The sequence below is a fragment of the Streptomyces sp. NPDC019937 genome (genome assembly GCF_040631655.1).
Taxonomy (GTDB): domain Bacteria; phylum Actinomycetota; class Actinomycetes; order Streptomycetales; family Streptomycetaceae; genus Streptomyces.
Genome location: NZ_JBEYAL010000008.1, coordinates 1 through 23294, shown reverse-complemented (window position 1 = coordinate 23294; position 23294 = coordinate 1). Strand labels below are relative to the sequence as shown.

The following is a 23294-nucleotide window of genomic DNA, read 5'->3' as shown; positions in this document are numbered from 1 at the left end:
TTCACAAGCAGCAAGCCCGCAATACGAGGAGATGGAGCAGCCATGGACTGGCGTCACAACGCCGTTTGCCGCGAGGAAGACCCCGAGCTGTTCTTCCCCATCGGCAACACCGGTCCTGCGCTGCTGCAGATCGAGGAAGCCAAGGCCGTCTGCCGCCGCTGCCCCGTCATGGAGCAGTGCCTGCAGTGGGCGCTTGAGTCCGGCCAGGACTCCGGCGTCTGGGGTGGACTCAGCGAGGACGAGCGCCGCGCCATGAAGCGCCGTGCCGCTCGGAACCGGGCGCGGAACGCCAGCGCCTGACCCTGAGACACCCCGTGGCCCCCGAGCCGCAGCGCGCAGTAGCCCCGATGCGCACAGCAACGTGAGCTTTTGAGCCCCGGACCATCCTGGTCCGGGGCTCAGTGCGTTGCCCGGCCCGCACGTGCCCGGCGACAGGCCTCGTGAAGGGGTCGTGAAGATGCTCAGTGCTTCTCGGCACGCACCGGTATGTCGAGGACCACACGGGTGCCGCGCTCCGGAGCGGGCACCATGTCGAAGGTGCCGCCGAGTTCGCCCTCCACCAGGGTGCGGACGATCTGGAGGCCGAGGTTTCCGGCGCGCTGGGGGTCGAACCCCTCGGGCAGCCCGCGCCCGTCGTCCTGGATGATCACCATCAGCCGGCTCTCCTCGCCGGTCCCGCCGCGCACCGCCGAGACCTCGACCGTGCCCTGCTCCCCCGGCCCGAAGCCGTGCTCCAGCGCGTTCTGCAGCACCTCGGTGAGGACCATGGACAGCGGGGTGGCCACCTCTGCGTCGAGGATCCCGAACCGTCCGGTGCGGCGGCCGGTGACCTTGCCGGGCGATATCTCGGCCACCATGGCCAGCACCCGGTCGGCTATGTCGTCGAACTCGACCCGCTCGTCGAGCGTCTGGGACAGGGTCTCGTGGACGATCGCGATCGAACCGACCCGGCGCACCGCCTCGTTGAGCGCCTCCCGCCCCTGGGCGGAGTCCATGCGGCGGGCCTGGAGCCGCAGCAGCGCGGCCACGGTCTGCAGGTTGTTCTTCACCCGGTGGTGGATCTCCCGGATGGTGGCGTCCTTGGTGATCAGCTCCCGCTCGCGGCGGCGCAGCTCGGTGACGTCCCGCAGCAGGACGAGCGAGCCGATGTGCACACCCTTGGGCTTGAGCGGGATGGCCCGCAGCTGGATGACGCCGTTCTCGCCGCTCTCGACCTCGAACTCGCGGGGCGCCCAGCCGCTGGCGAGCTTGACCAGCGCCTCGTCCACCGGACCGCGCGCCGGGGCCAGTTCGGCGGTGGTCTCGCCCAGGTGGTGCCCGACGAGGTCGGCGGCGAGCCCGAGCCGGTGGTAGGCGGAGAGGGCGTTGGGGCTGGCGTACTGGACCACGCCGTCCGCGTCGAGCCGGATCAGCCCGTCGCCGACGCGCGGCGAGGCGTCCATGTCGACCTGCTGGCCGGGGAAGGGAAACGCTCCGGCGGCGATCATCTGGGCCAGGTCGGAGGCGCTCTGGAGATAGGTCAGCTCCAGCCGGCTGGGGGTCCGCACGGTCAGCAGATTGGTGTTGCGGGCGATGACGCCGAGGACCCGGCTCTCCCGGCGGACCGGGATGGACTCCACCCGGACCGGGACCTCCTCCCGCCACTCGGGATCGCCCTCGCGGACGATCCGCCCCTCATCGTGCGCCGCATCGAGCATGGGACGGCGGCCACGGGGAACGAGATGGCCGACCATGTCGTCCTGATAGGAGGTGGGCCCGGTGTTGGGCCGCATCTGCGCGACCGAGACATAGCGGGTGCCATCGCTGGTGGGCACCCACAGGACGAGATCGGCGAAGGAGAGGTCGGAGAGCAGCTGCCACTCCGATACCAGCAGGTGAAGCCACTCGAGATCGGATTCGTCGAGGGCGGTGTGCTGGTGTACGAGATCGTTCATGGAGGGCACATGGCGAGCCTACCCGGACAAGGGATGACCCTATTCGCACACAAGCGTGGACAGACGGCACTGGTCTAGTCCAGAATGGCCATCGATGCGATCTTCCGCTCTCCCCGCACAGGAGGGCGGATCGGAGGCACACGGCGCGCTCTGCCCTGACCGCTCCGTACGCCTCTTGAAGTCGGCTGCTCGGCCGACGAGCTCCGGGCTGCGGTGCCGGGTGGGTTGAGGGTCCCGCCCCGGCGCCGCGGCCCGCGGGTGTTTTTGCGGGCCCGCCCCTGAAGCCTCATCGCGTCTCCGTGACCTTCGCCAGCGCGCGCGGCGCGTCCGGGTCCTGTCCCCGGGCGATGGTCACCTCGTACGCCAGCATCTGCAGCGGCAGGATCTCCAGGATCGGCTGGACCTCCTCGGCGACGCCCTCGGTGGGCAGGGGGAAACCGGCGGACGCCCGGTCCACCTCGGCCTGGCTGCCGATCACCACGAGATCCGCGCCACGCCCGCGCAGCCGCTCCAGGACCGGCTGCAGCGCCTGGCCCCCCTTGCCCTCGGTGACGATCGCGATCACCGGCGAGATGTTGTCGACCATGGCGAGCGGGCCGTGCAGCAGGTCGGCGCCGGAGTAGGAGAGAGCCGGGATGTAGCTGGTCTCCATCAGCTTCAGGGCCGCTTCCTTGGCGGTCGGGTAGCCGTAGCCCCGGGAGGTGAGGACCATCCGATCGGCGAACCGGTAGCGGCCCGCGAGCTGCCGCACCTCGTCCTGGCGGTCCAGGATCTGCTGGGCGAGGTCGGGCAGCGCCTTGGCGGCCGCGCCGTCGCCGCCGCGCAGCCCCTCGACGAAGAGATACAGGGCGAGGAGTTCGGCGGTGTAGGTCTTGGTGGCGGGCAGCGCCTTCTCCGGCCCGGCCAGCACGTCGATGTGGAATTCGGCGGCCCCGGCCAGCGGGGAGTCCGCGTTGTTGGTCACGGCCAAGGTGATCGCCCCGGCCGCGCGGGCGGCCTCGGTGGAGGCGACCAGGTCAGGGGAGCCGCCGGACTGGCTGACGGTGATCACCAGCACGTCGGTGAGGTCCTGCCGCGCGCCGTACGCGGTGGTGGTGGACATGGAGGTCAGGCCGCAGGCCTTGCCCAGCAGCACTTCCAGCAGGTACTTGGCGTACAGCGCCGCGTTGTCCGAGGTGCCCCGGGCGGTGAGCAGGACGAAGCGCGGTGCGCGCGCGGCGATCCGCTCGGCGGTCTCGCGGATCTTCGGAGCGCCCTGGTCGAGAATGCGGCGCAGCACCGCGGGCTGCTCGTTCATCTCGCCGGACATGATCCGGCCCGGCTGATCGCTGTTCGGGGCCGTCGTCGTGGCGGACATACTGGGTGCCTCCAGTGGGCTGTGCCGGTGGTGCGGGGATGTCAGTGCCCGGCCTCGTTGCCGGTGGTGACGCGGGTCGTGACGCCGGTGATGACTTCCGCGGCCGCCCTCCCGCAGACCCGGGCGGCGCCATGGGTCGCGATGTGCGGGGCACCGCGGGGCGGTGCCTGGGGCACTCCCATCTCCACGACGACCGTGTCCGGCCGGGCGGCGAGCAGGGTGTCCAGGACGCCCGCCATCCAGCCGTGGCGGTGGACGTCGCGTACCACAGCGACGATCCTACGGTCCGCCGCGGCGTCGAGCATCTGTGCGACCACGACGGACGCCCCCCGGTCGGCGACGTCCTCGGGGCCGTAGGCGGCGGTCGTGGTGCCGGGGAGCAGCCGGGTCAGTTCGGCGGCGACGCCCCAGGGGGTCTCGTCGCCGACGGCGATGTTGGCCACCGGGGTGAGGGCGGCGACGAGGACGGGCCCGGCCGGCGGCACGTACGCGGTGTCCGCCGGGGTGATCCGCAGGGCGCGGCGGGCGGCGGTGAGCCCCGCCTCCGGGGCGGGCGCGATGCGCCGCGCCGCGTCCGGCCCTCCGGCGGACTTCGCCCACTCCCCCAGGGCCCGGACCCGCGCCGCGGCCTCGGCCAGCCGCTCCTCGGGGAGCCGCCCGTCCGTCACGGCCGCGACCAGCGCGTCGCGCAGCCGCAGCACCGTGCCCTCGTCGGCGAGGCCGCCGCCGACGCAGATCGCGTCGGCACCGGCGGCGATCGCCAGCACGCTGCCCCGCTCGATGCCGTACGCGTCGGCGACGGCCCGCATCTCGATCCCGTCGGTGACGATCAGGCCGTCGAAGCCGAGCCCGCCCTCGGCGGCCGGGGCGCGCAGCAGCCCGTGCAGGGCGGCGCGGCTGAGGGTGGCGGGCCGGGCCGGGTCGAGCGCGGGCAGCAGGATGTGCGCGCTCATCACGGCCTTGGTGCCGGCGGCGACGGCCGCCCGGAAGGGCACCAGTTCGCGGGCGGCCAGGGTGTCGGGGTCGGCGTCGATGCGCGGCAGGGCGTGGTGGGAGTCGACGGCGGTGTCGCCGTGCCCGGGGAAGTGCTTGGCGCAGGCGGCGACCCCGGCGCCCTGCAGCCCCTCGATCCAGGCGGCGGCGTGCCGGGCGACGAGCCGGGGCGAGGCGCCGAAGGAGCGGACACCGATGACCGGATTGTCCGGGTTGGAGTTGACGTCGGCGGACGGCGCCCAGTTGAGGTTGACGCCGCATGCGGCGAGCCGGCGGCCGAGTTCCCGGGCGACGGCGTGGGTCAGCCCGGTGTCGTCGACCGCGCCGAGGGCCAGATTGCCGGGGAAGGAGGAGCCGCCGCGTACCTCCAGACGGGTGACGTCGCCACCTTCCTCGTCGATCGCCACCAGCACGTCGTCGCGTTCGGCGCGCAGCCGGGCGGTGAGCGCGGCGAGCTGTTCGGGCGAGGCGATGTTGCGGCCGAACAGCCCGACGGAGGCCAGCCCCTCGCCGAGCCGGCGCAGCAGCCAGTCGGGGGCGGAGGTGCCGGTGAAGCCGGGCTGGAGGACGGTGAGGGCGTCCCGGGCGAGGGTGGCCGGTTCGCGCGCGAGGGTCGTCATGGACGTGGATCTTCCCTTCACCGCGCCCGGGGCGAGGCGACCGACACCGGCGGCGCCGCGACACCCGTCGCCGCCACGCGCGCACACTTCACGGCCGCCTACTCCCCACATCGCCGAATGAGAGGTTTAATGGTTTAGACCACTTTACGCAGCGTGGCTCTCGACCTGGAGGGGTGTCAAGGGTGGACAAGGCCGCTTCCGGCTCCGTTACCGGACCGACATCTCTCGACATCCGGTCAGGGAAGCCACCACGAACCCATGCCGTGCCACGATGTGAGCCGCTGAAATCATCAGAGGCCGGTGACGGCAGCAGACCAGACGTCGGAAAGGGCGCGATGGAGACCGAGGGGGCAATGGCGGCGACGGCCACGACGGCCGCCGCCGAGAGCGGCAACAGCTCCGGCGGGGCGCGCACCGCGCGCGTCCCGAAGTACTACCGGCTCAAGCGCCACTTGCTGGAGATGACCGAAACCCTGCCGCCCGGCACCCCGGTTCCCCCGGAGCGCACCCTGGCCGCCGAGTTCGACACCTCCCGCACCACCGTGCGGCAGGCCCTCCAGGAGCTGGTCGTCGAGGGGCGGCTGGAGCGGATCCAGGGCAAGGGCACCTTCGTCGCCAAGCCCAAGGTCTCCCAGGCCCTGCAACTCACCTCGTACACCGAGGACATGCGCGCCCAGGGCCTCGAACCCACCTCCCAGCTGCTGGACATCGGCTACGTCACCGCCGACGACCGGCTCTCCGCGCTGCTGGACATCGCGACCGGCGGCCGGGTGCTGCGCATCGAACGGCTGCGGCTGGCCAGCGGCGAGCCGATGGCGATCGAGACCACCCACCTGTCGGCCAAGCGGTTCCCCGCGCTGCGCCGCAGCCTGGTCAAGTACACCTCGCTCTACACCGCCCTGGCCGAGGTGTACGACGTGCACCTGGCCGAGGCCGAGGAGACGATCGAGACCTCCCTGGCCACTCCGCGCGAGGCCGGGCTGCTGGGCACCGACGTGGGCCTGCCGATGCTGATGCTCTCGCGCCACTCGCTGGACGCGGCGGGCGAGCCGGTGGAGTGGGTGCGCTCGGTCTACCGCGGCGACCGCTACAAGTTCGTGGCCCGGCTCCAGCGCCCGAACGGCTGAACCGGACGGCCGACTTCGCTTCTTTCTCATACCGATATGCGGACGGGTAGTGACGACCGCCGGTCCACGGGCTTAGATTCCTGCGCATTGCACAAATGATCAGCACCGGTGATCAGCACGGATGCGCCGAGGGGACGGGAGCCCGCAGCCATGTCAGACACGTCCGCGGACAGGAGACCGGTCGTCACGCCCTCGCGTGTCGTGGCCGCGCTCTGTCTCATCGCGCCCTTCGTGGCGATGCTGTGGGTCGGCTCGTACGCGAAGATCGAGCCCACCTTCATCGGCATCCCGTTCTTCTACTGGTACCAGATGCTCTGGGTGCCCATCTCGGCCGCGCTGACGACGCTCGCGTACATCCTGGTCCGCCGTGAGCGGCGGGCGCGCAAGGGAGGCGGTTCCGCATGAAGGACGGCGTGAACGGCGTCGCGCTCGCCGTCTTCATCATCTTCTTCCTCGCCGTCACGGTGATGGGCTTCCTCGCCGCCCGCTGGCGGGCCGCGGAGAACGCCGACAACCTCGACGAATGGGGACTCGGCGGCCGCAGCTTCGGCACCTGGATCACCTGGTTCCTGCTCGGCGGCGACCTCTACACCGCGTACACCTTCGTCGCCGTCCCGGCCGCCATCTACGCGACGGGCGCGGCGGGCTTCTTCGCGGTGCCGTACACGATCCTCGTGTATCCGCTGATCTTCACCTTCCTGCCCCGGCTGTGGTCGGTGTCCCACAAGCACGGATACGTCACCACCTCGGACTTCGTCCGCGGCCGCTTCGGCTCCAAGGGGCTCTCGCTGGCCGTCGCGATCACCGGCATCCTCGCCACCATGCCGTACATCGCCCTCCAGCTCGTCGGCATCCAGGCGGTGCTGGACGTCATGGGCGTGGGCGGCGGCGAGGACACCAACTGGTTCGTCAAGGACCTGCCGCTGCTGATCGCCTTCGGTGTACTCGCCGCGTACACCTACTCCTCCGGGCTGCGCGCCCCCGCGCTCATCGCCTTCGTCAAGGACACCCTGATCTACATCGTCATCGCGGTGGCGATCATCTACATCCCGATCAAGCTGGGCGGCTTCGACGACATCTTCGCCAAGGCGGGCCACGCCCTGTCGCAGCCGGGCCCGACCGGCGCGCCCAAGGGCGCGCTGGCCAGCGGGGACAAACAGCAGTGGGGCTACGCCACGCTCGCCCTCGGTTCGGCGCTGGCGCTGTTCATGTATCCCCATTCGATCACCGCCACGCTCTCCAGCCGCAGCCGCGAGGTGATCCGCCGCAACGCCACCATCCTGCCGCTGTACTCGCTGATGCTCGGCCTGCTGGCGCTGCTCGGCTTCATGGCGATCGCGGCGGGCGTGAAGGTGGACAACGGACAGCTGGCGATCCCCCAGCTCTTCGAGGACATGTTCCCCGACTGGTTCACCGGGGTCGCCTTCGCCGCCATCGGCATCGGCGCCCTCGTCCCGGCGGCCATCATGTCCATCGCCGCGGCGAACCTGTTCACCCGCAACATCTACAAGGACTTCCTGCGGCCGGACGCCACCCCGGCGCAGGAGACCAAGGTCTCCAAGCTGGTCTCGCTGCTGGTCAAGGTCGGCGCGCTGGCCTTCGTCCTGACCATGGACAAGACCGTCGCCATCAACTTCCAGCTGCTGGGCGGCATCTGGATCCTGCAGACCTTCCCGGCCATGGTGGGCGGCCTGTTCACCCGCTGGTTCCACCGGTGGGCGCTGCTCGCCGGATGGGCGGTCGGCATGCTCTACGGCACGCTCGCGGCGTACGGCGTGGCCAGCCCCACCCAGAAGCACTTCGGCGGCAGCTCGGACGAGATCCCCGGCATCGGCGAGATCGGCTACATCGGATTCACCGCCTTCGTCCTCAACGTCGCGGTCACCGTGGTGCTCACGGTCGTGCTGCGGGCCCTGAAGGCCCCCGACGGCATCGACGAGACGTCCCCGGCCGACTACACGGCGGACGCGGGCGACCCGGGCGTCCAGGCCGACCTTCCCCCGGCCACGGCGGGCGCCCCCGGCGGCCACTGATCCCGGCAGCGTCACATGAGAGGGCCGCCGTCTCCCCCACGGGAGGCGGCGGCCCTCTCGTGCCGCTCAGTGCATCAGCTTCAGGCCCACCACACCGGAGACGATCAGGCCCAGGCAGACGATGCGCCCCGCGCTCACCGGGTCGCCGAGCGCGACCATGCCGTAGACCGCGGTGCCCACCGCTCCGATCGCGACCCACACCGCGTAGCCGGTGCCGATGGGGAGGGAGCGCATCGCGTACGACAGTCCGGCCATGCTCAGCGCGGCGGCGATGGCGAACAGCAGGGTGGGGCGGAGCCGGCTGAAGCCGTGCGAGGCGGAGAGGGCCGCCGCCCAGACCGTCTCCAGCAGACCGGACAGCATCAGAACAATCCACGCCATGACAGGAACCTCACGTAGTAATAGGCACGCTTACTACGTCGTCTTGTCGTGACCGGGTACGACGCGCTCGTCCGGGGTGCCGGGGGCACCGCGCCCCAACCTAACACCGGGCCGGGGCGACCGGGCGTGGCTGGTTGAGGTGGTGGTGGGTGGGCACTCCGTAGGGGCGCGTTGGCCGGTACGACCTTGCCCGATCCGGGAGGGCGATCATGAGCGAGCCCAGGACGAGCCCCCACATGCTCGGCATCTACCTCAACGACCACCTGGCGGGAGCGACGGGCGGAGCGGAGCTGGCCCGCCGGATGGCCCGGCAGCACCGGCGGTCGGCCATCGGCGCCGACCTGGAGAACCTCGCCGTGCAGATCATGGAGGACCGGGAGGCGCTCCGGGCCGTCATGGCCGCCCTCGAGGTGCCCGTACGCCGCTACAAGCTCTGCGGTGGCTGGCTGGGCGAGAAGGCCGGGCGGCTCAAGCTCAACGGCCGGGTGCTGCGTCGTTCGGGGCTCAGCACGCTCATCGAGCTGGAGGGGCTGCGGATCGGGGTCGAGGGCAAGGCGATGCTGTGGCACACGCTGCTGGTCGCGGCGGACCGGGACGCACGCCTGGAGCCCGACCGGCTCACCGAGCTGCTGGACCGGGCGCGGCGGCAGCGCACGGCGCTGGAGTCGCTGCACGACACCGCGGCCGCCGCGCTGTTCGCCACCGCACGGCCGGAGAAGCGGGAATCAGTGGTCGGCCCGTGACGGCTCCGCCGGACGGCACCGGCAGCCCGGGTGCGCCCCGGGCTGCCGGTGCCGTGCGTACGGATCACGTGTAGGTGTAGCCGCCGGGGACGGTGGTCGTTCCGGTGGCCGTCACCAGGGTGACGGTCGCGGGGCCGACCACTCCGGGCGGAGTGACGCCGGTGACCGTGGTGGCGGTGGCGGCCACGCTGGTGGCGGGAACGCCGTTGAACAGCACGCCCAGCACGCCGCCGAGGTTGGTGCCGGTGATGGTGAACGGCGTACCACCGGCCGCCGTTCCCGTGTTGGGCGTGATCGTGGTGGCCACCGGCGGGGGCGGAGCCACGAAGTAGGTGAAGCCGCCCGGAACGGTGACCGCGCCACCGGGGCCGGTGACGACCACGGCGGCGGTGCCGGCCGCGCCCGGCGGGGTGATGCCGACCAGTTGGGTACCGGCGGGGTTCACGGCCACGATGGTCGCGGGGACGTTGGCGAAGGTAACGCTGGTGACCGTGTTCAGGTTGGTGCCGTTGATCACGAACACCGTGCCGCCGGTGGTCGGGCCGAAGGCCGGGGTGATGGAGGTGGCGGTGGGCGGGGGCGGCGCGATGTAGGTGTACGGCTGGCTGTTGCTGGTGCCGGATACGGTGATGACGAGGACCTGGACGCTCCCGGCCGCGTGCGACGGAGCGACCACCACGACGGTGTCGTTGCCGTTCTGGCTGACGATGGCGGCGGGAACGCCGCCGAAGGTCACGCTGATGACGTTGCGCAGGTTCACCCCGGTCAGCTGGACGAGGTTCCCGCCGCTGGTGGGGCCCGAGTTGGGCACCACGGTCAGCAGCAGCGGCGGCCCCACCGGCGACGGGGGCCACCAGGGCCAGTGGTCCTCGGTGGATGCGGCTGCGGACACGAGATCGGTCGAGGTCATGATCAGTCCTCCCCGGGAAGGGTCAGGTGAGGTGCACTGGGCGCACGCGGGCCGACAGCGGAGGAAAGGAAAGCTGGTGGGCCGCCGAGCAGGGCGCAGGAGCGGTGCACGGATGAGGCGGAGAAACGGAGCGAATGCCTGGCTCCTGAATGGCTGACGAGGTATGGGGCGGCCTCGATGCCACGTTTCCAGTTATCCACGCGCATCCGCGTCACTCAAGACCTCAGAACGGCCATCACTCGTTTGGCGCATACGGGCTCGCATGGTGGCGCATTCATATGACAAACGCTCGGCTATTCGGGGGAACCCGCTGACGGGGTATCGCCTCTTGCCGCCCGTCGTGCATGTAATGAAAGGCATCGATCGAACCGACGGGGAACGATCCGATGAGCCTCGCAGCGTTCTTTCTCGCCCTCGGCACCACCTGCCGGATCACCCGCTTCATCACCAAGGACACCCTGGCGGCGGGGATCCGGATGTGGATCGCCGACCGTTTCGGCGACGACTCTCCGGTGACCTATCTGGTCAACTGCGGCTGGTGCACCAGCACATGGGTGGCCGGAGCCACCGCCGTATACGCCTTCTCCCTGGACACCACCGCGTGGTTCCAGCTACCGGCAACCGCCTTGACGCTTTCCTATCTCGCCGGTGTGGCATCGCGGTGGCTGGACTGAAAGGAAAAGCACCCATGGCCTGTAACTGTGGTGGAAGAACACCTCAACCCGTTGTCCTCTACCAATTGACGCTGCCGGACGGCACGGTCCGGCTCTACGTCACCTACCAGGAGGCCGAGGCCGCCAACAAGCGCGCCGGCTCCACGGGAGTGATCAGCACCGTCACCCAGTGACAGCCCGGTTGTCGGTACCGTGCGGCACACTGCGGTCCATGGACATCATCGTGAGACCGGCGCGGGACGAGGAGCTGGACGAGATCGGGCAGTTCACCGCGGCCGTGTACCTCGGCGACGGGCTGCTGGACTTCGGGGCCGAGGACCCCTATCTCGACCAGCTGCGCGACGCGCGGAAGCGGGCCGCCGGGTCGGCGGTGCTGGTCGCGGCGGACGCGGCGAGCGACGCGGTGCTGGGCGCGCTGGCCTTCGTCGTGCACGGGGGGACGTACGCGGAGCTGGCCCGCCCGGACGAGAGCGAGTTCCGGATGCTCGCGGTGCGGCCCGAGGCTCGGCGGCGCGGGGCCGCCGAGGCGCTGGTGCGGGCCTGTATGGACCGCACACGGGAGCTGGGGCTCGCGGGCATGGTCCTGTCCACCCACCCCCGGATGACCACCGCCCACCGGCTCTACGAGCGGCTCGGGTTCCGGCGCGCGCCCGAGCGGGACTGGGAGCCGGTCCCGGGGGTCGCGCTGTGGGCGTTCACCGTGGAGGTATAGGCGTGGAGATATAGCCGCGGAGATACGGGCCCGGCTCACCGGGCACGTCACCGCAGCCAGCCGCGCTCGCGCAGCGCCGCGGTGAAGGTGGCGTACGAGGCGTCGAGGGCGGCCTGCTCGCGCGCGTCCGGCTCGACGTCCCGGCCGGGGCGGACCATCGCGGCGGCGCTCGCCGTGAGGTCCGGGTGGAGGGTCCCGGAGGCGGCCAGCAGGGCGGCGCCGAAGGCCGTTTCGGCGTGCTCGGCGACGCGCAGCGGGCGGCCGGAGGCCGTGGCGCGGATGCGGGACCACAGCGGGCTGCGGCTGCCGCCGCCCGCGGCCCACAGCGGGCCCTCGACCGTCACGCCCAGCTCCGCCACCCGCTCCAGCGCGAGGCGTTCCAGGAAGGCCACACCCTCCAGCGTGGCGCGGTGCCGGTCGGCGTCGTCGGCCGGAGTGCCGAGGACGAAGCCCCGGGCCGCGCCGCTGACGAACGGGAACCGCTCGCCCTCACGCTGCAGCGGATACGCGACCACGGAGGCCGGGCCGCGTTCCGCGGCGGCCCGGTCGAGCGCGGGCAGCCGCTCGGACGGGAGGTGGGCGACGGCCTCGCCACCGGTGCTGGACGCGCCGCCCGGCAGCCACCAGCCGTCGGGGTGGCGGTGGCTGTAGAGCGCGCCGGAGGGATCGGCGACCAGGTCCCGGGTGACGCCCTTGAGGACGTACGTGGTGCCGAGGATCCCCACGAACTGCCCGGGCCGCACGGCCCCGGTGGCGAGTTGCCCGGCGCAGCCGTCGGTCATGCCGAGACGGACCGTGCAACCGGTGGGCAGCCCGGTCTCCGCCGCGGCGTCCGCGCTCACCGTGCCGGCCGGGGTGGCCGGTGCCCGGACGGACGGCAGCCACCGGGTGGGTACGCCGAGCGCGTCGAAGACCTCGCCCGGCCACTCCCCGGCGCGCGCGTCGTAGCCGCTCTTGAGCGCGTGCGACCAGTCGGTGGCGACCGGCCCGCCGGTGAGCCGCCACCCGAGGAGGTCGGGGGTGTGGAGGAGGTGGCGGCCCCCGCCGTGGACCGCCGGACCGCCGCCGCCCGCCAGCCAGGCGATGCGGCCCAGGGCGGCGGTCGGGCCGACCGACAGGCCGAGGGCCCGCCAGCGCGCGGCGCCCGCCTCCTGGGCCCGGGCGTTGAGCGCGGCGGCGCGGCGGTCGTCGTACATCAGGGCGGGACCGAGGGGTTCGCCCCGGCCGTCCGCGAGGACGATCGTGCCGGAGGTGGCGGCGACTGCCACCGCCACGACCTCGCGGCCGCCCGCCGGAAGCGCCCCGGTGGCCTGGCGCAGGGCCGCCGCGACGGCGGGCCACCAGGCCGTGGCGTCCTGTTCGCTGTGGCCGCCCGCACCCCGGCGCGGGGGCGGGAGTTCCGCACCGCCCCGCGCCCGTACGCGCCCCTGTGCGTCGGCGCACACCACGCGCACGGCCGCCGTGGCGATGTCGATTCCCGCGACGACCTCGGGCCGGTCGGACATCACGTATCACGCCCCTCACGCGTGGAGTTAAGTTAACGCCAATGGTGTTAAGAAGGCTCGGGCGCGATCCTCACGTCCGTACGCTCCCGCCACTCCCCCACCAGCAGGGCGTCCGCCGCGCCGTCCACCACCAGGTGGTCGAAGTCGGCCAGCGGGCGCAGCCGGTGCAGCGCCGTGCGCCGGGTCTTGGACGCGTCCATCAGCAGCGCCGTGCGGGCGGCGGCGGCCAGCATGGCGCGCTTGACCAGCACCACGTCCTGCTCCTGGTGGTACGTGGTCGCCGCGTCCATGGCCGAGGTGCTGACCAGGGCCAGGTCCACCGAGAGCGCCGCGATCGCCTCCGCGCACGGCACGCCGAGGAAGGAGTCATGGGTGTGCGAGTACTCCCCGCCGAGCCCGATCAGCCGGATCCGGGGCACCCCGGCGAAGACCTCGATCACCCGGCGGGCGTTGGTCACCACCGTCAGCGGGGCGGACTCCACCAGCAGCCGGGCGAGCGCGAGGACGGTCGTGGAGTCGTCCAGCATCACCGACATCCCCGGCTCGACCAGCCGCGCGGCGGTGGCGGCCACCGCCTCCTTCTCGGCCCGGTGGGCGCCCATCCGGTAGGCGAGGCCGGCCTCGAAGACCGACGAGGGCAGGGCCGAGACCCCGCCCCGGAACTTGCGCAGCACGCCGAGCCGGGCCAGCTCGTCCAGGTCCCGGTGCACGGTCATCAGGCTGACCCCGGTGAGGTCGGCCAGCTCCGCCGCGGTGGCGGTGGAGTGCGCGAGGACGTGCTCGGTGATGGTCTGCCGGCGGGCGTCCTGGGAGCGGACCGTGGTCATGGGCGGGGCCCTCCCGCGGCGCCGTCCGTGGGCACGTTCAGGGAGCGCAGCGCCGTGCGGTCGCCGTCGATCCCGATCTCGGTCACCGCCGCGTTGTCCAGCCGGGGGAAGACCGCGCGGTAGCGGCCGACCGGGATGCCGAGCAGGGTGCACAGGGCGGCCCGCAGCAGGCTGTTGTGCGCGACGACGAGCACGGTGCGGTCCGGATGCGCGGCGGCCAGCCGCCGCAGCGCGGCGACGGCCCGGGCCGCGGCCTCGCCGGGCCGCTCGGAGCCGGGGAAGGCGCCGGACTCGGGGTCCTCGCGGAACGCCCGGACGGCCGCCGGGTCCTCCGCCTCCATCTCGGCGAGGGTGCGGCCCTCGCCCCAGCCGAAGTCCATCTCGCGCAGGTCCTCGACGACTTCGGGGGCCAGGGACAGCGCGGTGGCGGCCGGTTCGGCGGTGTGCCGCGCCCGGCCGAGCGGTGAGCACGCCACCGCGTCGATCCCGCGACCCCTCACCCAGTGGGCGAGGGCCCGCGCCTGCCGGTGGCCGCGCTCGGTCAGCGCGATGTCCGAGGTTCCGGCGTACCGGTTCTCCGCGTGCCACACGGTCTCCCCGTGGCGTACGAGCAGCAGTCGGGCGGTCATCCGGGGCCTTTCGATGCGTCGGCCATTGCCTGATCACGTCTCAAGTGTTAAATCTAGCATCGCTCATGTGATGGAGTGCCGGGGTTCCGAGGTTTCCGGAGGGCAGCAGGCCATGCGCGTGATCGTCGGAGTGGATGTCGGCACCTCCGTCACCAAGGCCGTGGCCTTCGCCCCCGACGGGGCCGCGCTCGCCTCCGCGGCCCGCCCCAGCCGGCTGAACCGGCTGCCCGGCGGCCGGGTCGAACAGGATCTGGAGGATGTGCTCGGCACGGTCGCCGAGGTGGTGCGCGAGGTGGCCGTGGCGCTCCCCGGCCCGCCCGCCGCGCTCGCGCTCACCGGCCAGGGCGACGGGCTGTGGCTGCGCGACGAGGCGGGCCGGGCGGTCCGTCCGCCGATCTCCTGGCTGGACGGGCGGGCGAGCGGGACCGTCGCCCGCTGGCGGTCCGACGGCACGCTCGCCGCCCTCCACGCCCTCACCGGCTCGGGGTTGTTCCCGGGCTGCCACGCCCCGCTGCTGCGCTGGCTGGCCGAGCACGAGCCGCGGACACTGGAGCGGGCGGCGGTCGCGGGCTACTGCGTGGACGCGGTGGCCCAGCGGCTGACCGGCGTCATCACCGTGGACGCCTCCGACGCCTCCCTGCCGTTCCTCGACGTCACCACCCGTACGTACGTGCCGGGCGCCCTGGAGCTGTGCGGACTGGCCGATCACGCCCGGCTGCTGCCCCCGCCCGCCGCGCCCGGCACCGTCCTCGCGCTGGACGAGGAGGGGGCCCGGCTGACCGGGCTGCCGCCCGGACTGCCCGTCGTCTCCGGCCCGTACGACCTTCCGGCGTGCGCCATCGGCAGCGGGGTGCGGGACGTGGGCGACGGGTTGCTCATCGTGGGCACCACGCTGGCCTGTCAGGTGCTCACCGATCGCGTGGCGGTGGACCCGGCCGCCGATCCGGCCGGCATGTGGCTGTGCACCCCCGACCCGGACCGCTGGCTGCGCGCGATGCCCGCGATGGTCGGCACCGCCGCCCTGGAGTGGGTGCTCGATCTCACAGGGACGACCACGGCCTCCCTGGACACCCTGCTCGGCCAGAGCCCGCCGGGCGCGAACGGCGTGACCGCGCTGCCCTTCCTGTCCGGCGCCGGGGAGCGCGCCCCGTTCGTGGAGCCCGCCGCCCAGGGGCGGTTGGACGGCCTCACCCTCGCCTCCACCCGCGCCGACACCGTACGGGCCGTGTGCGAGTCCGTCGCCTACGCCGCCCGCCACTGCCTGGAGGCGGCCGGGCTCTCGGGGCGGCTCGCGCTGTGCGGCGGTGGCGCGCGTTCCGCCGCCTGGACCGAGATCTTCGCGAACGTCATCGGCCGCCCGGTGGCCCTCCCCGACGAGCCGGAGGTCGGCGCGCGGGGCGCGGTCGCGGTCGCCCGGCGGTCGCTCGGCGACCCCGGGGACGCGTCCCGCCGACGCGCGGCGTCCCGTACCGTCGAACCCCGGAGCGGGCTTCGCGGCGCCTATGAGGACGGCTACGCCGACTACCGCGACCGACTCGCCCGTGCCCTGGACGAATGGCGGGCGAGCGGCCCGGGAAGCTAGTTTTCCCTGGGATTCCGGCGCACCCAAAGCCCGCCGTGACTAGCACATCTATACGAATTCGCCCAGCTGACGACACAACATCTGGGGGCGCGTGCGCAGCACGACACAAGATGTATGCTCGTCCTCGCTGTCGCCGCAGGGGAATCCGGTGTGAATCCGGAACTGTCCCGCAACGGTGTACGTGTGCGCTTTTGCGTACCCGTGAGTCCGATGACCTGCCGATGGCCGTCTGCATACGTCCGGGCCCCGCGGGTTGGGTGGATGGACGCTGCGTGGAGTGCCGTGGAGCGGAATCGGCATGCCCGTGAGCGGCCATCGCGCACCGCCCTCGAAGGCCCCCAGCCGAGCGAGGGAGAACACTTCAGTGACCATCGCGCCCGCCGATCCGGTTTCAGAGGCAGCGGTTTCATCGGCAGCGGCCGACGCGCCCGGGACCGCCCTGCTGCGGACCCTGACCGCGCTCACCGCCGATCTGCCCGCCACCGACCCCGGCAAGGTCGCGGCCGCCGCCCTGCGCGGCCGCCATCCCGGTTCGGACGAGGCGGAGTTGCGCTCCCTGGCGACCGAGGCGGCGGCCGGACTCATCGGCGAGGAGCCGGAGTACTCCAGGCTCGCCGCGCGGCTGCTGACCCGCGCCATCGCCGAGGAGGCGGCCGGGCAGGGCGCGGACTCCTTCTCCGCCTCCGTCGCCGTGGGCCACCGCGAGGGCCTGATCGCCGACTCCACCGCCGAGTTCGTGACCGCCCACGCCGCCCGGCTGGACGCGCTGGTCGACCAGGCGCTGGCCGACGGCGCCGACGACCGCTTCGGCTACTTCGGGCTGCGCACCCTGCACAGCCGCTATCTGCTGCGCCACCCGATCACCCGTCAGGTGATCGAGACCCCGCAGCACTTCCTGCTGCGGGTGGCCTGCGGCCTCGCCGAGGACCTGACCGAGCGGGCGCTGGCGGACGTCGCCGAGCTGTACCGGATGACCAGCACGCTGTCGTACCTGCCCAGCTCCCCCACGCTGTTCAACTCCGGCACCCGGCACCCGCAGATGTCGTCCTGCTATCTGCTGGACTCGCCGCTGGACGAGCTGGACTCGATCTACAACCGCTACCACCAGGTGGCGCGCCTGTCGAAGCACGCGGGCGGCATCGGCCTGTCGTACTCCCGCATCCGCGCCCGCGGTTCGCTGATCCGCGGCACCAACGGGCACTCCAACGGCATCGTGCCGTTCCTGCGCACGCTCGACGCCTCGGTGGCGGCCGTCAACCAGGGCGGCCGGCGCAAGGGCGCGGCCTGCGTCTACCTGGAGACCTGGCACGCGGACATCGAGGAGTTCCTGGAGCTGCGGGACAACACGGGCGAAGAGGCCCGCCGCACCCACAACCTCAACATCGCGCACTGGATCCCGGACGAGTTCATGCGCCGGGTCGAGGCGGACGCCGACTGGTCGCTGCTCTCGCCGGTGGACGCGCCCGAGCTGGTGGACCTGTGGGGCGAGGAGTTCGACTCCGCGTACCGCAAGGCCGAGGCCGAGGGGCGGGCGGTCAAGCAGGTCCCGGCGCGCCAGCTGTACGCCCGGATGATGCGCACCCTCGCGCAGACCGGCAACGGCTGGATGACGTTCAAGGACGCCGCCAACCGCACCGCCAACCAGACCGCCGAGCCGGGCCGGGTCGTCCACTCCTCCAACCTGTGCACCGAGATCCTGGAGGTCACCGACGACGGCGAGACCGCCGTGTGCAACCTCGGCTCGGTCAACCTCGCCGCCCACCTCGGTGAGGACGGCCAGATGGACTGGGAGCGGCTGGACCGCACCGTCCGCACCGCCGTGACCTTCCTCGACCGCGTGGTGGACATCAACTTCTACCCCACCGACGAGGCCGGGGCCTCCAACTCCCGCTGGCGCCCGGTGGGGCTCGGCCTGATGGGCCTCCAGGACGTCTTCTTCCGGCTGCGGCTGCCGTTCGACTCCCCCGAGGCGCAGGCCCTGTCCACCCGGATCTCCGAGCGCATCATGCTCGCCGCGTACGAGGCGTCCTGCGACCTCGCCGAGCGCCACGGCCCGCACCCGGCGTGGGCCGAGACCCGCACCGCGCGCGGCGTGCTGCACCCGGATCACTACGCCGACGCCCAGGTCACCTGGCCCGAGCGCTGGGAGGCGCTGCGGCGGCGGATGGCCACCACCGGCATGCGGAACTCGCTGCTGCTGGCGATCGCGCCGACCGCCACCATCGCCTCCATCGCGGGTGTGTACGAGTGCATCGAGCCGCAGGTCTCCAACCTCTTCAAGCGCGAAACGCTCAGCGGTGAGTTCCTCCAGGTCAACAACTACCTGGTGAACGACCTGAAGAAGCTCGGCGTCTGGGACGCCCAGACCCGTGACGCGCTGCGCGAGGCCAACGGCTCGGTCCAGGACTTCTCCTGGGTGCCCCAGGAGGTACGGGACCTGTACCGGACCGCGTGGGAGGTTCCGCAGCGCGCCCTGATCGACATGGCGGCGGCCCGTACGCCGTACCTCGACCAGAGCCAGTCGCTGAACCTGTTCATGGCGGCGCCGACCATCGGCAAGCTCAGCTCGATGTACGCGTACGCCTGGAAGCGCGGCATCAAGACGACGTACTACCTGCGCTCGCGCCCGGCGACCCGGATCGCCCAGAGCGCCCGCGGGGGCGCCGCCACGGCCACCGTCCCCGCGCAAGCGGCGCCCGCCGAGGCCGAAGCGGTCGCCTGCTCCCTGGAAAACCCCGAGTCCTGCGAGGCCTGCCAGTAATGCCCACCGCATCCGAGATGACCACCGTGAACACCGCGCCGGACCAGGCCAAGAACCTGCTGGACCCCGGGTTCGAGCTGACCCTGCGGCCGATGCGGTACCCGCAGTTCTACGACCGCTACCGGGACGCGATCAAGAACACCTGGACCGTGGAGGAGGTCGACCTCCACTCGGACGTCGCCGACCTCGCCAAGCTCTCCCCCGGGGAGCAGCACCTGATCGGCCGTCTGGTGGCGTTCTTCGCGACCGGCGACTCGATCGTGTCCAACAACCTGGTGCTGACGCTCTACAAGCACATCAACTCCCCCGAGGCGCGGCTGTACCTGTCGCGGCAGCTCTTCGAGGAGGCCGTGCACGTCCAGTTCTATCTGACGCTGCTGGACACCTATCTGCCCGACCCGGACGACCGGGCGGCGGCCTTCGCGGCGGTGGAGAACATCCCCTCCATCCGGGAGAAGGCGGAGTTCTGCTTCCGCTGGATGGACTCGGTGGAGAAGATCGACCGGCTGGAGAGCAAGGCCGACCGGCGCCGCTTCCTGCTCAACCTGATCTGCTTCGCGGCCTGCATCGAGGGGCTGTTCTTCTACGGCGCCTTCGCGTACGTGTACTGGTTCCGCTCGCGCGGTCTGCTGCACGGCCTGGCGACCGGCACCAACTGGGTGTTCCGCGACGAGTCCATGCACATGGAGTTCGCGTTCTCGGTCGTGGACACCGTCCGCGAGGAGGAGCCCGACCTCTTCGACGACGAGCTGGAGCAGCAGGTCACCGACATGCTGAAGGAGGCCGTCGAGGCGGAGCTGCAGTTCGCCCACGACCTGTGCGGCGACGGGCTGCCGGGCATGAACACCGAATCGATGCGGGCGTACCTGGAGTGCGTGGCCGACCAGCGCCTGAAGCGCCTCGGCTTCCCCGCGGTCTTCGGCTCGGAGAACCCGTTCTCCTTCATGGAGCTGCAGGACGTCCAGGAGCTGACCAACTTCTTCGAGCGCCGCGCCTCGGCCTACCAGGTCGCGGTGGAGGGCTCGGTCTCCTTCGACGACGACTTCTGATCCCGGAGCAAACGTTAAGGGCCGGACCCCGCCCGGGGTCCGGCCCTTCGCCGTACGGTTGGTGACCTCAGTCGTTCGGCACCGTCTCGTAGCGCGCGGTGCCCTCGGCCATCTGCCGGAGCACGTCCTTGCGGTCGCGCTTGGAGAGCCGGTCGATGTAGAGGTAGCCGTAGAGGTGGTCGGTCTCGTGCTGCAGGCAGCGCGCGAAGTAGCCGGTGCCGCGCACCGCGATCGGCTTGCCCTCGGCGTCCCGGCCGCGCACCACCGCGTAGTCCGGGCGGGCCAGCTCGCAGTAGGCGGTGGGGACCGACAGGCAGCCCTCGTTGGAGTCGTCCAGCACCCGGCGGTCGGCGGGCAGCTCCTCCAGCACCGGGTTGCAGACCACGCCGACGTGGCGTACGCCCTCGTCGTCCAGGCAGTCGTAGACGAAGACCTTGAGGTCGACGCCGATCTGGTTGGCGGCCAGGCCCACGCCCTCCGCCGCCCGCTGGCTGGCGAACATGTCGTCGATCAGCGCCGCCAGCTTCTCGTCGAACTCGGTGACGTCCTTGCACTCCCTGTGGAGCACCGGATTGCCGACCACGGTGATCGGGCGGGCGGTGCCGCGCTCGCGGTACGCCCGCTCGCGCTCCTCGCAGTCCTCCGTGTCCACGACGAACTCGTCGTCCACCTGCTGCTTCGTGGTCCCTTGCTGCGACATCGTCCGCCGTACGCCTTCCCTGTAACCGTGATGCGTCGCCCTACAGGGTACGGCCCACCCGGAAGGCAGCGGGATCAGCGCCCGGTCAGCGGCCTTCCCCGGACGTTCAGCAGACCTCTTCCAGGTCCCGCCACTCCCGGGTGTCCGGGCTGTCGGCGACCCAGCCGTCCAGCAGCCCCCGCACCAGCCCGCTGGGCGCCGCGATCCCGCATTCGCGCTCGGCGACCCACAGCGAGCCCGAGCCCGCCGTACGGTGCCCCAGCGGCCCGGGGTGGCCCGGCTCGCTGTGGTCGTGCGGGTCCAGGTGCTCGCCCTCGCCCTCGTCGCTCGGCATCCGGCTCTCCGAACAGGAGCGGCACAGCAGCCGCACCGACGACGACCAGTCCTCGGCCGCGAAGCCCGCGTCCGCCGCCAGCCGCTCCAGGGCGTCCCGGTCGGCCTCGGTGGCCGCCTCCAGCAGCACCACCCAGGTCGGCACCGGGGACGGCGCCCACAGCTCGATCTCGTCGAACACCGGATACGCGGGCCCGGCGGCGGTGACGCGCTCCCCGTGCGGAACGCCGTCGTGCAGCACCACCTCGCCCCAGCGCCGCCCGGAGGACGGCAGCGGGATGGACAGCACCTCGATCCGGGCCGGGTCCAGCCGGCGGCCCCACACCACCTCGGCCTCGCCCTCCGGCGACAGCCGCACCGCCGCGCTGCCCAGCTCCATGCCGAGCGGCTCACCGGACGCGGACGCCTCCCCGGGCACCTTCAGCCCGTACGCCTGCCAGGCGCGGCGGGCCAGCGGCCAGTCCTGGAGGGCGGTCGCGGCGATGCCCACGTTCCACCAGTCGGGAGCGCCCGCCTCGCGGTCCAGCAGCGCGACCGCGCGCAGCCCGGCGGCCCGGGCCTGCTCCCAGTCGTGCCGGAACTTGTGCAGCAGAGCGAGGTTGAACCAGGACTCCGACAGCCACGGCTCCAGATCGGCGGCGCGCGTCAGCAGCGCGCCCGCGTCCTCGTACCGGCCATCGCCGATGAGCGTGAACGCACGGTCCGTGGCCTGCCGCCATGAGGCGGACGGCCGGTGCCGTACCTTGCCGAAGATCTTCACGATTCCCGCCTGCCGGTATCGAAGTAGTCCCGTACCAGAACCTTGCGCGGACGGCGTCGCCCTCCCTGGGAGACAACCTGCCACACATCCGCGGACATCTCAGCCCAGCCCCTCACCCTTCGGCCGGGAGACGATGCCCACCACACCTCCTTGCCACCGGCCATCGGCCCGACACCCCTCTCTCGCATCCAACCATGCCTTTTGGGAGACCCGCTCATTACCCGCGAGTTCCGGGTTCCTCACCCGGTCGCCCACCGGGTTCCTCCCCGGCCTTCCCTCCGGGTTCCTCACCGGGGACGGTCGTACGCCGGGCGGGACAGCACCGTCGCCAGCGCCTCGACCACCGCCGGGTCGAAGTCCCGCGCGGTGCCCAGCCGCAGCCGCTCCAGGGCGCGCAGCGGGGCCGCTCCCCCCTGTCCCCCGGCCGCCGGGCCGCCCGCCGCCTCGGTGTACGCGTTCACCGCGCGCACGATACGCGCGGACAGCGGCTGTGCGCGGTACGGGTCCGCCTGCCGTTCGACGATCACCGCGACTTCCGCGGGGACCCCCGTCTGCCGTACCACGGCGCCGCCCAGCCGCGCGATCCGCCGCTGCTCGGCGCGGGACAGCGGCTCGGTCGCCCCGGCCGGGACCGGGTCCACCAGGGACAGCTGCCCGATGTCGTGCATCAGCGCCGCGTATTCCAGCACAGTCAGGGCGGGCTCGGAAAGCCCCAGCTCACGGCCGACCGCCCGACTGAGCCCTGCGACCTTGCGGGCGTGTCCGGCCGGGGTGTACCCGGCGATCTCGGTCGAGCGGGCGAGGGAGGCGATGGTCTGGCGGCAGGTGGCCCGGATCGCGGCGTAGCGGCGGAACGAGTACTGGATCAGCAGCGGCGGCAGCGCCAGCACCGGCAGCGCCCACAGCCCGGCGACGGCCACCGTGAGCGCCATCACCACCCCGGTCGCGCAGATCGCCGACCCTATGCCGGTCAGCGCCCGCAGCTCGTCGCGGAGCAGCGGACCGTACGGCCAGCCGGTGCGGGCGCGGGCCAGGGCGGCGGCGAGCACCGCGTCGCACAGCGCGGTCAGGGCCAGCACGCCCAGCAAGTAGCCGACGAGGGCGGGGCCGTGCCCCAGCCAGGAGGCCAACCGGCCGGTGTGGTGCAACGGTTGGAAGCAGGTGGCCGCGAACCCCACGCTCAGCACGCGGCGGGCGGTGTGGCCCGGGTCGGCCGGGCGCCCGAGCGCCATGCGCGGCACCAGGCCCGTCAGCGAGGCCGCCACGACGACGGTGACGACCTGGAGCACCCCATGGCTGGTGGGCTCCCCGCCCAGCCGCCCCAGCAGGGCGTACCCGAGGGCGCCCGCGGCGGCGAGCGGCGTCGGCTCGCCGCGCTGCTCGTGCGCCCCGCTCGCACGCGGGAGCGCGGCCGGGGTGTCGCCGCACCGGATGGCCTCCCCGAGGGCGATGAGCAGCCCGAAGGCGAGCGCCGCCCCCGGTTCGCGTATCCCGTGCCACTCCGTCCAGGCGAGCGCCACCACGGCGAGCGTCCCGGCGGCGCCGTACACGGCGGCGAGGACGCCCCCGCGGCGACGACCGCGGTGACGGGCGGGCCGGGCAGGTCCAGCCACTGGGCGGCAGGGCCTTCCAGGGTGACGGTCGAGGTGGTCTGGCTGATCGGC

21 protein-coding genes and 2 riboswitches are annotated in these 23294 nt (G+C 72.4%); of the genes, 10 read left to right on the top strand and 11 right to left on the bottom strand.

Going from position 1 to position 23294, the window contains the following annotated elements; genetic code table 11:
- Positions 1 to 42: 42 nt before the first annotated feature.
- Positions 43 to 300, top strand: coding sequence for a WhiB family transcriptional regulator (locus tag ABZ562_RS09780; protein WP_003953983.1), 258 nt, complete (start codon positions 43 to 45; stop codon positions 298 to 300).
- Between the two features lie 161 nt (positions 301 to 461).
- Here ABZ562_RS09780 and ABZ562_RS09775 read toward each other — a convergent pair whose 3' ends face one another.
- The 3 genes from ABZ562_RS09775 to ABZ562_RS09765 form a co-directional block, all read right to left on the bottom strand.
- Positions 462 to 1934 (bottom strand): PAS domain-containing sensor histidine kinase, encoded by a 1473-nt coding sequence (locus tag ABZ562_RS09775; RefSeq protein WP_361476077.1) that lies wholly within the window; start codon positions 1932 to 1934, stop codon positions 462 to 464.
- Positions 1935 to 2220: 286 nt separating this feature from the next.
- Positions 2221 to 3291 (bottom strand): SIS domain-containing protein, encoded by a 1071-nt coding sequence (locus tag ABZ562_RS09770; protein WP_361476075.1) that lies wholly within the window; start codon positions 3289 to 3291, stop codon positions 2221 to 2223.
- A gap of 41 nt (positions 3292 to 3332) precedes the next feature.
- Positions 3333 to 4904, bottom strand: a complete 1572-nt coding sequence (locus ABZ562_RS09765; protein WP_361476073.1) for a glycoside hydrolase family 3 protein — start codon at positions 4902 to 4904, stop codon at positions 3333 to 3335.
- A gap of 353 nt (positions 4905 to 5257) precedes the next feature.
- On the opposite strand from ABZ562_RS09765, the gene ABZ562_RS09760 reads away from it, so the two are divergent.
- The 3 genes from ABZ562_RS09760 to mctP all read left to right on the top strand — a co-directional run bounded on the left by ABZ562_RS09760 (position 5258) and on the right by mctP (position 8064).
- On the top strand, positions 5258 to 6031 hold the full coding sequence (locus ABZ562_RS09760) for a GntR family transcriptional regulator (RefSeq protein ID WP_361476071.1): 774 nt from the start codon (positions 5258 to 5260) through the stop codon (positions 6029 to 6031).
- Positions 6032 to 6181: 150 nt separating this feature from the next.
- Positions 6182 to 6436, top strand: a complete 255-nt coding sequence (locus ABZ562_RS09755) for a DUF3311 domain-containing protein (protein ID WP_361476069.1) — start codon at positions 6182 to 6184, stop codon at positions 6434 to 6436.
- A complete protein-coding gene (gene mctP, locus ABZ562_RS09750) occupies positions 6433 to 8064 on the top strand; it encodes a monocarboxylate uptake permease MctP (RefSeq protein WP_361476067.1) in 1632 nt (543 codons plus the stop codon). Before ABZ562_RS09755 ends, mctP begins: the two co-directional genes overlap by 4 nt.
- Before the next feature lie 66 nt (positions 8065 to 8130).
- On the opposite strand, the gene ABZ562_RS09745 is transcribed toward mctP, so the two are convergent.
- Positions 8131 to 8445, bottom strand: coding sequence for an SMR family transporter (locus ABZ562_RS09745; protein ID WP_361476065.1), 315 nt, complete (start codon positions 8443 to 8445; stop codon positions 8131 to 8133).
- Between the two features lie 32 nt (positions 8446 to 8477).
- Positions 8478 to 8539: riboswitch (guanidine-III (ykkC-III) riboswitch) on the bottom strand.
- A gap of 115 nt (positions 8540 to 8654) precedes the next feature.
- Here ABZ562_RS09745 and ABZ562_RS09740 point away from each other — a divergent pair.
- A complete protein-coding gene (locus ABZ562_RS09740; protein ID WP_361476063.1) occupies positions 8655 to 9188 on the top strand; it encodes a hypothetical protein in 534 nt (177 codons plus the stop codon).
- A 64-nt stretch (positions 9189 to 9252) separates the two neighbouring features.
- Here ABZ562_RS09740 and ABZ562_RS09735 read toward each other — a convergent pair whose 3' ends face one another.
- Positions 9253 to 10098, bottom strand: a complete 846-nt coding sequence (locus tag ABZ562_RS09735) for an IPT/TIG domain-containing protein (RefSeq protein WP_361476061.1) — start codon at positions 10096 to 10098, stop codon at positions 9253 to 9255.
- Positions 10099 to 10484: 386 nt separating this feature from the next.
- On the opposite strand from ABZ562_RS09735, the gene ABZ562_RS09730 reads away from it, so the two are divergent.
- Together ABZ562_RS09730 and ABZ562_RS09725 are read left to right on the top strand one after the other, a co-directional pair.
- Complete coding sequence (locus ABZ562_RS09730; protein WP_361476059.1) at positions 10485 to 10772, top strand: hypothetical protein; 288 nt, start codon at positions 10485 to 10487, stop codon at positions 10770 to 10772.
- Between the two features lie 211 nt (positions 10773 to 10983).
- Positions 10984 to 11484, top strand: coding sequence for a GNAT family N-acetyltransferase (locus tag ABZ562_RS09725; protein ID WP_361476057.1), 501 nt, complete (start codon positions 10984 to 10986; stop codon positions 11482 to 11484).
- A gap of 47 nt (positions 11485 to 11531) precedes the next feature.
- On the opposite strand, the gene ABZ562_RS09720 is transcribed toward ABZ562_RS09725, so the two are convergent.
- From ABZ562_RS09720 to ABZ562_RS09710, 3 genes are read right to left on the bottom strand one after another with little or no spacing between them, the layout of a single operon-like run.
- Positions 11532 to 12989, bottom strand: a complete 1458-nt coding sequence (locus tag ABZ562_RS09720) for an FGGY family carbohydrate kinase (RefSeq protein ID WP_361476055.1) — start codon at positions 12987 to 12989, stop codon at positions 11532 to 11534.
- Positions 12990 to 13036: 47 nt separating this feature from the next.
- Positions 13037 to 13816 (bottom strand): DeoR/GlpR family DNA-binding transcription regulator, encoded by a 780-nt coding sequence (locus ABZ562_RS09715; RefSeq protein WP_361476053.1) that lies wholly within the window; start codon positions 13814 to 13816, stop codon positions 13037 to 13039.
- Entirely contained in the window at positions 13813 to 14445 is a 633-nt protein-coding gene (locus ABZ562_RS09710; protein ID WP_361476051.1) for a histidine phosphatase family protein, read from the bottom strand. Before ABZ562_RS09710 ends, ABZ562_RS09715 begins: the two co-directional genes overlap by 4 nt.
- 112 nt (positions 14446 to 14557) lie before the next feature.
- Here ABZ562_RS09710 and ABZ562_RS09705 point away from each other — a divergent pair, with 112 nt between their 5' ends.
- The 3 genes from ABZ562_RS09705 (at position 14558) to ABZ562_RS09695 (ending at position 19837) form a co-directional block, all read left to right on the top strand.
- Positions 14558 to 16027, top strand: a complete 1470-nt coding sequence (locus ABZ562_RS09705) for an FGGY-family carbohydrate kinase (RefSeq protein WP_361476049.1) — start codon at positions 14558 to 14560, stop codon at positions 16025 to 16027.
- A 97-nt stretch (positions 16028 to 16124) separates the two neighbouring features.
- Positions 16125 to 16265, top strand: a riboswitch (cobalamin riboswitch).
- A 126-nt stretch (positions 16266 to 16391) separates the two neighbouring features.
- Positions 16392 to 18788, top strand: a complete 2397-nt coding sequence (locus tag ABZ562_RS09700; protein WP_361476047.1) for a ribonucleoside-diphosphate reductase subunit alpha — start codon at positions 16392 to 16394, stop codon at positions 18786 to 18788.
- 17 nt (positions 18789 to 18805) lie between these two features.
- Positions 18806 to 19837, top strand: coding sequence for a ribonucleotide-diphosphate reductase subunit beta (locus ABZ562_RS09695; protein WP_361476045.1), 1032 nt, complete (start codon positions 18806 to 18808; stop codon positions 19835 to 19837).
- A gap of 67 nt (positions 19838 to 19904) precedes the next feature.
- Here ABZ562_RS09695 and def read toward each other — a convergent pair whose 3' ends face one another.
- The 3 genes from def to ABZ562_RS09680 form a co-directional block, all read right to left on the bottom strand.
- On the bottom strand, positions 19905 to 20537 hold the full coding sequence (def, locus tag ABZ562_RS09690; protein WP_361476043.1) for a peptide deformylase: 633 nt from the start codon (positions 20535 to 20537) through the stop codon (positions 19905 to 19907).
- A gap of 106 nt (positions 20538 to 20643) precedes the next feature.
- Positions 20644 to 21630, bottom strand: coding sequence for a hypothetical protein (locus ABZ562_RS09685; protein WP_055547955.1), 987 nt, complete (start codon positions 21628 to 21630; stop codon positions 20644 to 20646).
- Positions 21631 to 21917: 287 nt separating this feature from the next.
- Positions 21918 to 23180, bottom strand: coding sequence for an HD domain-containing protein (locus ABZ562_RS09680; RefSeq protein WP_361476447.1), 1263 nt, complete (start codon positions 23178 to 23180; stop codon positions 21918 to 21920).
- Positions 23181 to 23294: the final 114 nt, after the last annotated feature.